At 44.5% G+C, this 12232-nt stretch carries 10 protein-coding genes; 7 read left to right on the forward strand and 3 right to left on the reverse strand.

What is annotated here, in order from left to right; all coding sequences use genetic code 11:
- Nucleotides 1-76: 76 nt before the first annotated feature.
- The 4 genes from AC27HD_RS07985 to AC27HD_RS08000 all read left to right on the forward strand — a co-directional run bounded on the left by AC27HD_RS07985 (nt 77) and on the right by AC27HD_RS08000 (nt 3405).
- Nucleotides 77-730, forward strand: a complete 654-nt coding sequence (locus AC27HD_RS07985; RefSeq protein WP_487105546.1) for a DUF1190 family protein — start codon at nt 77-79, stop codon at nt 728-730.
- Nucleotide 731: 1 nt separating this feature from the next.
- Nucleotides 732-1898, forward strand: coding sequence for a glutathionylspermidine synthase family protein (locus tag AC27HD_RS07990; RefSeq protein ID WP_487104889.1), 1167 nt, complete (start codon nt 732-734; stop codon nt 1896-1898).
- Between the two features lie 218 nt (nt 1899-2116).
- A complete protein-coding gene (locus tag AC27HD_RS07995) occupies nt 2117-2659 on the forward strand; it encodes a rhomboid family intramembrane serine protease (RefSeq protein ID WP_032097130.1) in 543 nt (180 codons plus the stop codon).
- 44 nt (nt 2660-2703) lie between these two features.
- Nucleotides 2704-3405, forward strand: coding sequence for a VC0807 family protein (locus AC27HD_RS08000; RefSeq protein WP_032097241.1), 702 nt, complete (start codon nt 2704-2706; stop codon nt 3403-3405).
- A 338-nt stretch (nt 3406-3743) separates the two neighbouring features.
- Here the strand turns inward: AC27HD_RS08000 and AC27HD_RS08005 are convergent, their stop codons facing one another.
- Complete coding sequence (locus AC27HD_RS08005; RefSeq protein WP_487104892.1) at nt 3744-3983, reverse strand: type II toxin -antitoxin system TacA 1-like antitoxin; 240 nt, start codon at nt 3981-3983, stop codon at nt 3744-3746.
- Between the two features lie 322 nt (nt 3984-4305).
- Here AC27HD_RS08005 and AC27HD_RS08010 point away from each other — a divergent pair, with 322 nt between their 5' ends.
- From AC27HD_RS08010 to AC27HD_RS08020, 3 genes are all read left to right on the forward strand, one after another.
- Nucleotides 4306-5085 (forward strand): ABC transporter ATP-binding protein, encoded by a 780-nt coding sequence (locus AC27HD_RS08010; RefSeq protein ID WP_487104894.1) that lies wholly within the window; start codon nt 4306-4308, stop codon nt 5083-5085.
- 142 nt (nt 5086-5227) lie between these two features.
- On the forward strand, nt 5228-8176 hold the full coding sequence (locus tag AC27HD_RS08015; protein ID WP_487104896.1) for an ABC transporter permease: 2949 nt from the start codon (nt 5228-5230) through the stop codon (nt 8174-8176).
- Nucleotides 8173-9414, forward strand: a complete 1242-nt coding sequence (locus tag AC27HD_RS08020; RefSeq protein ID WP_487104898.1) for a lipocalin-like domain-containing protein — start codon at nt 8173-8175, stop codon at nt 9412-9414. The genes AC27HD_RS08015 and AC27HD_RS08020 overlap by 4 nt, the downstream gene beginning before the upstream one ends.
- Before the next feature lie 46 nt (nt 9415-9460).
- Here the strand turns inward: AC27HD_RS08020 and glsB are convergent, their stop codons facing one another.
- Entirely contained in the window at nt 9461-10369 is a 909-nt protein-coding gene (gene glsB, locus AC27HD_RS08025) for a glutaminase B (protein WP_032097243.1), read from the reverse strand.
- Nucleotides 10370-10477: 108 nt separating this feature from the next.
- Nucleotides 10478-11836 carry an alkaline phosphatase gene (locus AC27HD_RS08030; protein ID WP_487104900.1) on the reverse strand — a complete coding sequence of 453 codons (1359 nt, stop codon included), beginning with the start codon at nt 11834-11836 and terminating at the stop codon, nt 10478-10480.
- Between the last annotated feature and the right edge of the window lie 396 nt (nt 11837-12232).

Consider the following 12232-nt stretch of genomic DNA (forward strand, 5'->3'; position numbering starts at 1 on the left):
TACGTCTTTTGGTAGCAACTGCGAAAGTAGCTATAAAACCAGCTGTAAGAGTAACGTAACCAGCGAGAGCAGCTGGATGAGTACTCAAGCATTACCTGAGACGAACGCTGAGCCCGAAGCAAAAACCAAACGCAGTAAGTACATCAATTTAAGCCGGATGCGCAAAACGTTTAGCGTTAAACCCTTGGCGCTAGGCGTGGCCAGCGTAATGCTTTCTGCCTGTGGCGCCGAGCGAGAAGAAGCTAAGATTTATACATCAATTGATGACTGCAAGCAGGATTACCCTGATGCACTAGAAAAGTGTGAGGCAGCCTATAAAACCGCAGCTGATGAAGCGCTGCGCACAAGCCCACGATTTAATTCAGAATACGACTGTGAATACGAATTCGGCCCTAATCAGTGCCGCAACGTCAATACAAGTGGTGGCAGCTTTTTCATGCCGTTTATGGCAGGTTACATGGTGAGTTCACTGCTCTCACCAAACCGCTATTATTCACAACCTCTGTATACCTCATCTTCATACAACTCGCCTTTTCGCTCACGGTGGATAACGGCCGACGGACATGTGTTCGATGGCGATATTCGAAAGCGCAATTACCAAGTAAGTAAAGATCAGCTGAAACCAAAGCCTACCGTTAACCGCACTATGAAGCGAGGCGGCTTCGGCAGTAGCGTGCGCGCTAAATCGTCATGGGGTAGCAGTAGTCGCAAAGGCGGATGGGGCGGCTAGAGTGTTTAGAATGCCCTGCCAGCCGCGGCCAAACTGGCAGCAGCTAGCCTCAGAGTTCGGCTTTCATTTTCATACCATGTACGGACAGCCGTATTGGGATGAAAATGCCTATTATCAGTTTTCGCTAGCGCAAATTGAAAACGATATTGAAGCTCCCACCGCAGAATTGCATCAAATGTGTTTAGCAGTGGTGGAGAAAGTGGTTAACAGCGAATCATTACTTCGCCGGTTTGCCATACCCGAACAACACTGGAATTTGGTCCAATCAAGCTGGTTTAATGCCGCCCCCAGTCTATATTCTCGTCTAGACCTCGTTTATAGCGGTTCGGGCCCTGCAAAGTTACTAGAAAACAACGCCGACACGCCCACCAGCTTATACGAATCAGGTTTTTGGCAGTGGCTGTGGCTAGAGCAGAACGTGGATAATGGGAAACTGGCTAGGCATTCAGATCAATTTAACAGCCTGCAAGAAAAATTGGTTCATCGATTCCGTGAAATCGCCAAGCATTATAATATTCAGCAACTTCATATGGCCTGTTGCAAAGATACCGATGAAGACAGAGGTACCGTGCAATACCTTCAAGATTGCGCGGCAGAAGCTGGGCTGCTCACCGACTTCGTGTTTATTGAAGACATCGGCATTGCAGATACTGGTGTGTTTACCGATTTAAACGACAGTCCCATCACAGATTGTTTTAAGCTTTATCCGTGGGAGTTTATGCTTCGGGAAGAATTCGGCGACGCACTAGCCGCTGCAGAAGTGAATTGGCTAGAGCCTGCTTGGAAATCTGTTTTATCGAACAAAGCATTGCTTCCTATGCTGTGGAAAATGTTTGAAGGTCACCCTAACCTGCTACCATCGTATTTCAGCGATGAAGCTGATAAAGCGGTTGCGGCGGGTAAATGGATTAAAAAACCATTGTATTCACGGGAGGGGGCGAACGTTTCGATTCTTCAAGATGGCAAAGAGGATGAGCTAAGCAGCGGTCCCTACGGAGAAGAAGGCTTTATTGTGCAGGCCTTTGAACCTTTGCCCACCTTTGGTGATAATTACACGCTAATTGGCAGCTGGCTGGTAGATGATATGCCTGCGGGAATTTCAGTCAGGGAGGATACGTCTGCCATTACACAAGACCTCTCGCGCTATGTGCCTCACATTATTTTATAAACGAAAGGTTTTATGAACGCAAGAGTCTGTAAACGAAAGACTTTATGAACGCAAGAATCTGTAAACGAAAGATTTTATGAACGCTAGAATCTGTAAACGAAAGATTTTGTGACCATGTGCGCTCTAAAACCCATATTACTTGTACTACATTCTAGCACCGCAATATTAACACCGTGCTACTCACAATATTTATTTAGCATTATCGTAAAGGACACGTTATGAAGTCGCTATCGATGCAGCTGCGCATCATACTTACCATAGGCGCACTGTTAATTTTAATTGAAGTGGCAAACCTTTTAACGGGTAATTCACTCAATGCCTTTGGCGTTGTGCCACGCTCTTTAAACCACTTGCCATTTATTTTTACCGCCCCTTTTCTTCATGGCACTCCTACACACTTAATGGCAAACCTGTTGCCGCTAATGCTATTCATGTGGCTAACAATGCAATGGGGCAAGCGTACTTTTATTATTGCTACTATGTGTGCGCTGCTTATTGGCGGCCTCGGCGTATGGCTGTTTGGCCGAAGCGCAACCCATATTGGGGCTAGCGGCATGGTATATGGATACTTTGGCTTTTTGGTATTGGCTGGATTTCGAAGTAATAAGATTCGATATTTGCTCATTTCTTTGGTGGTCGCTGCGCTATACGGCGGAATGTTAGTCGGCGTGCTCCCCACATCGAAGTTTATTTCGTTTGAATATCATCTATTTGGCTTTCTAGGTGGGTTATTTGCCGCTTGGCACTGGGCACGGAAATAACTTTCCGTATAATCACACTACAGAATTTGAAGTTACAGATTGATATGTCAGCAGTACAACAACCTCAGCAAAAAAATCAGGGCTTTTTTGGCAACCTCGCCTTTAATATCATTATTCCCGTAGTGCTCATGAGCTATGCAAGCTCTGAGGACTATTTAGGCCCTGCGTGGAGCATAGTGGCGGCGCTAAGCTTTCCCATCGGCTACGGGCTTTATGATTTAAAGCAATCGGGTAAAGTGAATGGTTTCTCTATTCTTGGGATTATCAGCGTACTGCTTACCGGGGGATTTAGCCTATTAAAACTTCCCGCCGAGTATATTGCGATAAAAGAAGCCGCAATCCCTGGCCTTATTGGCATTGCAGTTTTAGTCACTCAATATACTGAAAAACCCTTAGTTAAGATGTTGATATTAAACGACCAAATTATCAATTGGCCTCATCTAAATCAGGTACTTGACGCCAAAGGCAAGCAGGTTGAGTTTAATAAAAAAGTGGCGGTAAGTTCGTATATTGTTGCAAGCTCTTTCTTTTTGTCTTCTGCGCTTAATTACATATTGGCAAAAATGATACTCGTCAGCGAACCTGGCACAACGGCCTACACCGAAGAGCTTGGCAGGATGACAGCACTAAGCTACCCCGTGATCGTCATTCCCAGTATGGTGTTACTGATTGCTGCATTGTGGTATCTGTTTGCTCAAATAAAGAAAATTACGGGTGAAGAGCTCGATAACTTTATTAATCAGTAGTGCTATTAAAGCGAATCTTTAGACCTGCTCGATAGGTGCCGCACCATATCTCTTGATTTATGTAGTACGGCAATTATTATCGGCTTTTCATTTGGAGGTGAAATGTAGGAGGTGAAACGTAGAAAACGAAGTGCTCTTTTACAATCGTAAATTTTACGTCGGGGAGTGTTTAAGAATAATGTTTACAGACAACAACATTTTTACCAATCTTGTCGAATTGGTTTCTCAATGCAGAGCGATATAGGTTTACTTGTGTTTCACCCCAGTTTCTTAGGGTATACCTAACTATTTCGCGAATATCATTTTCAGCATCTTTTGATAGAAGATATGAAGCCAAGTTACTGATCTGCTATCTCTTCATCGAATATTTCATCGAGTGTTTTGTTTGAAATGGCACCGCTTAATGCGCTGTTGGTCCTTTTATTCAAAAGGCTTTCCAACTTTTTAAATGCCTCAGATTCCTCGTGTGAAGGCAATGCACATTCTAACACATAGGTTTTTATGCTCTTGCCCTGAATAGCAGCTGCTGCTTTAAGAAACTGGTGCTGTTCTGCAGTAATATCAATTGAAAGTCTCATAGATAACTCCATAGGGGCGATGCTGAAAACGATAGTTCAGATACAACATTATGTCAATTTGTTGTTTTTCAATTTACCTCTCTTGCCCCCATTTACCATTATTCTTATTCTTGCTATTTTTTACTGCTCCAAAAGTGGTGAGGCAACGTAATCCTATCAGTAAGACGCAATAATAGAACAAGTTAATAGTTAGATTGAGATAGAAGGCTAGCATAAAGTTGGCGTCGGGATTGCTTTTTGAAAATCCTCCTGAGTTGCCAACCTGCGACCCTGAATAAATTGTTCTTTACTTCTATTACTCAAAACGGTCCCCCTGTCACCTATGTTGAAAATTGAAAAGTTAACAAAGTCGTTTGAAGGCGTTAGCGCACCTATCCTTTGTGATTTAGACCTTTCGGTACATAACGGCGATTCCGTGAGTATTCAAGGTGCTTCAGGGTGTGGCAAATCAACGCTGTTATCGCTTATTGCAGGCTTTGATACGCCTACCTCAGGTGCCATTTCAGTTAACGATTATTGTTTGTATGAAAGCAGTAAACGCCCATCTCAGGACGCTCCCTCCAATGCCCGTAATCTTGCTGCGGCTGAAAAAGGTATGGTTGGATCAGCGCCTGTTTTAAACAATGTAGTGAGAAATAAGCACAATGTGGATGACTTTCGAAAGAATCATTTAGGGATCGTATTTCAAAGCTATAACCTGTTTGATTGTTTTAATGCATGGGACAATATTGCTTTTACCGCACGATTAAAAGGTAACTACAACCCGCAATATCAAACTGAACTTATGGAACAGCTTAATATTTTGCCTCTTGCGAAAAAGCCAATATCTCAATTATCTGGCGGTGAGCAACAGCGCTGTGCAATAGCAAGAGCACTGGTACACAAGCCCTCTTTAATACTCGCCGACGAACCTACCGGTAATTTAGATGAAGCCACCAGCCAAGCTGTTTCCGATATTCTCTATGACGTTTGCAGCGCGATGAACACAACATTACTGGTTGTGACACACAGCCCTGATGTGGCTCAAAAAGCGAAGTTCCCATTGTGGCTACATAAAGGCAAATTGAACGAAGAAAAAGCGCCGATTAAGGAATTGCAGTGAACGTACTAATTGGCGCAAAAATGGGCGCAATAGTGAGAGCATTAGCAAGCGCAGTCGTTAATACAACAGCTAATACAATAGTCAATGCAATAGTTAATGCATGTGTCAAACCGGCCCATTATTTAAATGATGAAGTGTCCCTTTGCATAGAACCTTAAACCTCACCCTTAAAGCCCTTTTAGCCATGTCGCGGGTAAGACCGTGGGAGCCACTGCTCATCATGTTTGCTATCATTTTAGCAAATGCAGGCCTCATTACCGTGCTGCTCATTAACGAAGGCGCTTCGCAAGGTGAGCTAGCCAGTAGCCAATCTTCTATTTTCAATGGCGGTACTATTGTTTTTGTCGACAAGGCTGCTATTTCCAACAGAGCTGTTGATGAGGCTGCAAGTGAGCCTCAAATAGGTAAAGTGGATGAAGTGGATAAAGACTACTCACTCAGCAAAGCTGACTATGCCAATTTGAGAATGGCAGGGTTTACCCAACTGGTAGCGTTTAGCGAAAGACAATACAGGTTTTCATGCGCTGAAGGTGACAATAGCGGTAACCAAGTAGAAACGTCGCAAGAAACTTCAGAGCTGTCTCTTTTGGGAATAGATAACCAAGCCCTTTTTAGCTATCCAGCTGCTGGGGATAACGCAGACTCAATTTCAAATAGCATGGCTGGGTTAATATCAACAAATGGCGGCTCTGCTCAGCCCTATCATGTTGTGGGCGCCATACACCCAGCGACAAAATCAAAGCTCGGCTGCGATGTCTTGTTTTTCAGTGGCAGTCAAAAAGGTGGTCAAAAACGCAGTCAAAAAGGCAGTCAAAAAAATAGCCAACTAGCCAGTGGTGACACACAAGACGGCAAAGCTTCTTCATCAGGAGCTTCTTCATCAGGAGCTTCTTCATCAGGAGTTTCTTCATCAGGAGCCTCTTCAGCTGCCGCTTTACCTAAGGGGCCAGCTGAAGCGGCAGGTAAAACAGCAGGTGCATTGCCGCCCTCTTCTGACATCACTTCAACGTCGTCATCCTCCTCGGCCACTGTTGTGCAATTGAATGTGAGCACCGCAGTGCCTCAAGATACTGTTGTTGTGTCGCTAGCAGACTTTTATCGCCGTAATATTACTGAGCCTACCTGGCCCCTTTCGGGCTTTTTGTCCTTACAGACTCTCTCACAAAACGAGAAACTAGACATACAACAAAGGCTTCCACAAACCGTTGTGTTTGAAGATATCAGTACGCAGCAAGACACCGGCTCGTTACCAGATAGCTTTAAGCTGAATTTATGGGCTATGGGCGCGTTAATGGCCGTAGTGGCTCTCTTTATTGTGTTAAACGCGCTGAACTTGATGTACAGAACTCGATTACCCAACATTATTAGAATGAGGCAGTTGGGCATAAGCAGCCGCCATTTAACTACTGCACTACTTGCTGAGCTTTTACTTTATTGCGTATTGAGCGTTCCCATTGGTTGCGCCGCCGGTTTTTATGCCGCGTCGATGCTTTCACCCATTATTAGCGGCACCTTTTCTTCTCTTTTCGATGCCGTGTTTATTACCCCTGACGTCAACCTAATCAGCACACTCGCGCTCTCGGTTTTTGTTACCTTTTTATCGCTGGGCATATTTGCACTCATTCCAGCAAAACAACTCTTCACTGCATTAAGCACAAGCAAAGTAAAAGCCGCCCAGCCTATGGGAAAACGCTCTGTCCTTGTTTGGACAATAGCTGGCATTTCCCTATTAGCCATTACCCAAGCGTTGATATCAAATACGCTACATGCGCTGCTGTTTGTTGCACTATTATTGCTGGTAAGCTGCTCTCTGGTGATTATATGGTTGCCAATATTGGCCAACGGTGTGATGAAGGTTACGCCACCTAGTAAACCCGTTTTACACTTTATAGTGGCAAGTACTGCACATCTTTCTTCTCGTACCCGTCTTGCCGTATGTGCTTTTTTCATTGCGCTTACTGCTAACATTGGCATGAACGTTATGACCGATAGCTTTCGTGCAGCTACGGAAAGTTGGCTAACTCAGCGATTGTACGCCCCTGCGTATTTGTACACCGATAAAGCACTCTCTGAGCTTGTTATACCCGAAGGCGTTACCTCAACGCCATTGCTACGACTTCAAGGTAAACTCGTTGCCCAGTCTAGCGCTAATAGCAGTGGCTCTAAAAGCGCGGACGCTTCCACTGTTTCAATAAGCAGTTATCCTACCCATGATAATGGTCGTAATGCCCTTGTTGTAGACTCAAGTGCTCCCAATGCATGGGCCAAGTTTGAAAGCGGTGAAGGCATTTACATTAATCAACAGCTTGCGTTTTCCAATGATGTTTCACTGGGCGACACACTTTTTCTTGAAGAGATGAAGGCTGCCAATATCGATGAGAGCTCAAACAAAAATAACCATCGTTTCTTCAATAAACCACCCTCTTTTACCGTATTAGGCATCTACCCAGATTACGGCAATATGAAAGCGCAATTGCTGTTACCACTATCAAGCTTTAATAGAGATACCATTGGTGACGCCGCATTTTCTGGCGTGCTTGCTATCTCTTACGGTCAATCTACTTTCCCAGCTAATACACCTGTAGCGCCTCAAACCTTTGAGCAGCAGGAAACAACACTCGCTACCCAGGGCAATCTCTACAGCAGAGAAGAATTACTCACGCTTTCAATGGATACCTTTGATAGAACGTTTGTCCTTACTGATGGCTTAAATATCACAACGTTGCTTGTAGCGGGGATCGCCTTTGCAGTATCACTAAGTATATTATCGCTCAGTAATGCATCATCACTAAATGTGCTGCGGGCACTTGGGGTTAGTAAAACAGCAGTGAAGCTTAGCTTACTGGGACAATATATCTTTCTATGTCTACTCACCGCCTTACTAGCCGTACCGTTTGGTATTTATCTAGCCTATGTATTTATTTTCAAAGTTAATCGACTTGCCTTTAGCTGGGTGTATCCGCTAGCCGTCGACTTTGGCGTTATCGTAAGCAGCGTAACGGTGTCGCTCGTAATCATATGCTTGGTAATTGCCCTTCCACTAGGCCGGCTAAAGCCCAAAGTAGATTTACGACAGGATGCACCGCTATGAAACCAACGCTTAACCTGCTCTCAGAGATTTTTCCTACGCTCACAAAGAGAGCCGAGCCCTTCAAATTTTTCTTTCAAGTAGCAATGGCCGTTTGTGTATTGACCTGCAGTGCTTGCTCAGATGCGCCAGCACCTTCTCGTTTCTTTGGAGACCTATCAAAAAGTAACTCTGAAGATAGCTCTGAGAATAAGTCTGAAGATGGCAGTGGCAGCGACTCTTCAACCGGCTCGTTTCAATCTGTGAATAAAACAACTCCTTTAGCTTTCCCTAAGGATCATGGCAGCCACCCTGATTATCAGCTTGAGTGGTGGTACCTAACCTTTGTATTAGAAGATGATGATAAAAACGAATACGGCCTACAATTTACTTTGTTTCGATTTGCTACCGAAAAAGAAACTCAGATTGCAAGCTCATGGTCTACGCCACAGCAGTGGATGGGACATGCGTCATTACACTCAAAACACGAGCACTTTTTTGAAGAGCGCTTAGCCGCTGGAGGCGTAGGAAACGCCTTTGTTAAGCCAGCCCCTTTTAACGCCGTTATTGATGACTGGTCGTGGCAATCAAAAAACGACTCCCCTTTTCCCGCAACATTACAATTCTCTATCAATAACAACGTAGATATTGCTCTGTCACTCACAGCCAACGGCCCATTCGTGAAACAGGGTGATAAGGGCTACAGTAAAAAAACTGAAGACGCACGCCTTCGCTCCTACTATTACAGCCAGCCATTTATAGACGCAAGCGGTACTATTGATATCAATAACACAGCGTTTAACGTGAAGGGTTTAGGCTGGTACGATCATGAATGGACGAGCCACCTTGCTAACAGCAATGCCATGGGTTGGGACTGGTTTTCACTGCATTTAAACAACGGCAGTAAGCTGATGGCGTTTCGTATGCACGCCACTGGTGCCGGTACAAAAGATACAAAAAATAGAGGCAATGAAATATATACGACAGCCTCTTACATCACGGCATCAGGAGATAAAGAAACACTAGCATTGAATGAAATCAGCATAATGACTTTAGATAATGAACAAATTGCTACGTTAAACAACGAACGCGATGTGCCCACCACTTGGCAAATAACCATTCCTAGTAAAGGTGTGGATATTACTGTGTCGCCATTTAAATCTGGCCAGTGGAATAACAGCGTATTTGCGTATTATGAGGGAAGAGTAAGTGTCACCGGCACCCATAAGGGTGCTGGCTTCATGGAATTAACAGGGTATTGATAAATTGACGCTACCAAGGTTCGTAAAACGCGAGCCAATTAACGCGCTAATAAATAGACCAGTTAATTCGCTCACTTAACGAGGTTAATGCGGCCACGCCAAGTTGAGAGTTCCCGACACTGTTAAGAGCTGGCGAAAATACGCAAATGGTAAAGCGCCCAGGAACAACAGCTACAATACCACCACCTACCCCACTTTTACCTGGCAAGCCTACTTTAAAAGCAAAGCTGCCTGCTTCATCGTACATACCGCTAGTGGCAAGCAACGCATTAACCTGCTTAGTTTGATAAGGGGTTAGCACTTGCTCATTGGCACACGCTGACATGCCTCTATTGGCAAGAAAACTAATAGAGCGCGCCAAGTCTTCACAGCTCATCTCTAAAGCGCAATTATGAAAATAGTTGTGCAATACATCTTCAACTTCATTCTCAAAATTACCGTAAGCCTTCATTAAGTAGGCCATTGCCGCATTTCTTGAGCGATGCTGAAATTCCGACTCAGCCACCACCTTGTTCACCATAATTTCGCCGTTACACGATAGACGACGAACAAAGTCCCGCATAGCGATATGGGGAGAAGCGAAACGGGACTGCACCATGTCGCTGACTACTAATGCACCAGCATTGATGAACGGATTTCTTGGCATCCCATTTTCGTACTCAAGCTGCACTAGTGAGTTAAATGGCAATCCGGATGGCTCACAACCTACCCGATCCCACATGGTCTCGCCATAGTGATTAATAGCGAGTACCAAATTGAACACTTTCGAGATACTTTGAATAGAAAACGGCACACCGGCATCGCCAATCGACGTAATCTGGCCCTGAATATCGCAAATCGCAATGCCGAATTGACGTGGATTAACGGTTGCAAGGGCAGGAATATAATCAGCCACCTTACCCATACCCAGCATGGGCTCTACCTCGTCATAAATATCTTGAAGTAGCGCTCGCATGTCATAGTTCATCAAATCAATTTCTCCACCCAGTTACATTTATGGCGCACTCAACGTGCTAATACCTCATAAAGCCTCAAACCCGCGTTGAGTATCTACCTCAATAAACTATTTGTTTAAAGAGCTACCGTCTAACAAGGTAAATATAGTTTTGGCAATATCCGTGTTGTCTATTTGCCCGGTAAACGACGTGGCACCTGCACCAAATGCAAACACTTCAACATCAACACCGGTATGACCTGTGGTAGTCCATCCTGTGTTTGTTTTAATATCTAAAAAAGTTTTTACTGCAGCGTATCGGGTTTCTTCATCTTGATTTGAAACACTATCTAACATAGCGAGTTCTTCGCTGGTAAGCGACAGGCCTAATTGTTTTGCAGCGTATTCGCCCGGCATGTCTTCATCAACCATAGTCGCGGCTATAGTGCGTGCAGAAGCGGACATATTATGAAGATACTCTGGGCTCCAGCGGTAATCGCCACCAGCACCAATGGCCAAGCCACCCGTGCTATGGTCAGCGGTAAGCACTACCAATGTGTCTGGGTGCGTGTCTACATACTCACGCAGATACTCCATGGTTTGAGCTAAATCGTGCATTTCTGCCATGGCAGACCCCACATCATTAGCATGACCAGCCCAATCTACTTGGCTAGCTTCAACTAATAAGAAGTACCCCTTATCATTTTCAAGGTGCTTGATGGCATGTTCAGTAAGATACGCAAGGCGATCTTTGCGGTTATCGTCTAGCACCGCCGGAAGGGCGACAGGAGCGAATAAACCAATAACATCGCTTCCCGCTGGAATGGATGACAAGCCTTCGTAAGAGTCTGCGTATTCATAGCCTTCATCAACAAATTGCGATAACAGGTTTCTGTCTTCTCGCTTAAAATAAGCTGTTCCACCGCCAAGCATTACGTCAGCGACAGGCTCGCCATTTACGCGAATATCGAAAAAATCGTCGGCTATTTCGTTGTAGTTTTTGCGGCTTTCATTGTGTGCGATGTAAGAGGCAGGCGTGGCGTGAACAATCTGCGAAGTAACGGCCAGCCCAGTCCTCATGCCCTTTGATTTTGCATAGTGCATAACAGAATTAACAGGCTTTTTATCAACGTCAACGCCAATAGCGCCATTATATGACTTCACGCCAGTTGCAAGTGCGGTGGCCGCGGCGGCAGAATCGGTCACGTAACCAGATACTTTAGCAGGATACGTCGAAGCGTTGCCGAGAAGAATGTCATCGAAAACCACGCTCTCAATTTCAGGCGTAGCAGCATTATCGACATAATTGCGATAGGCGGTGGTATAGGCGGGTCCCATTCCATCTGCAACAACCATGATGATATTTTTCGGCGCGTTTGTTGGTGCGACTTGTTGAGCGTTATCGACACTTTCAGTCATTGTACAGCCTGCAATGAATGCGACAGACAAACTGCTTACTAATGAGGCACGTAATACGTGTTTAACCATGTTGAACTTCCCTGGGTAATAACATGCGCAATGTGTTTAGCAAAACGAAACGGCGCATACTGCTAAGTAATGTATTTAGAAATCATTGTTTTAGAAATCATTGTTCACGCCTGATCGTCTTGGCGCTTGTTGCACTTTAATCACTATAATACAACGACAAGTGAGGCTTTAACTAAAGCGCCGTCATGTATAAGTCATTGTTTATTAATTTAAAGATACCCTCTTTTAAACGATATTTATTTAGAGGAGTATGTGTTTACAAGTGCGTGTACTAATAAGGCATTGCTTTTCTTTATACAATTGTAAAGCAGACTCACCCCAACAACAAAACTAAAAGGTCGTAGGGGCGATGAAGTGAGGATAAAATAAGCACAAAGGCAGAAGCTGGCACAAATT

The organism is Alteromonas sp. 4NS20-0143 (assembly GCF_057542855.1).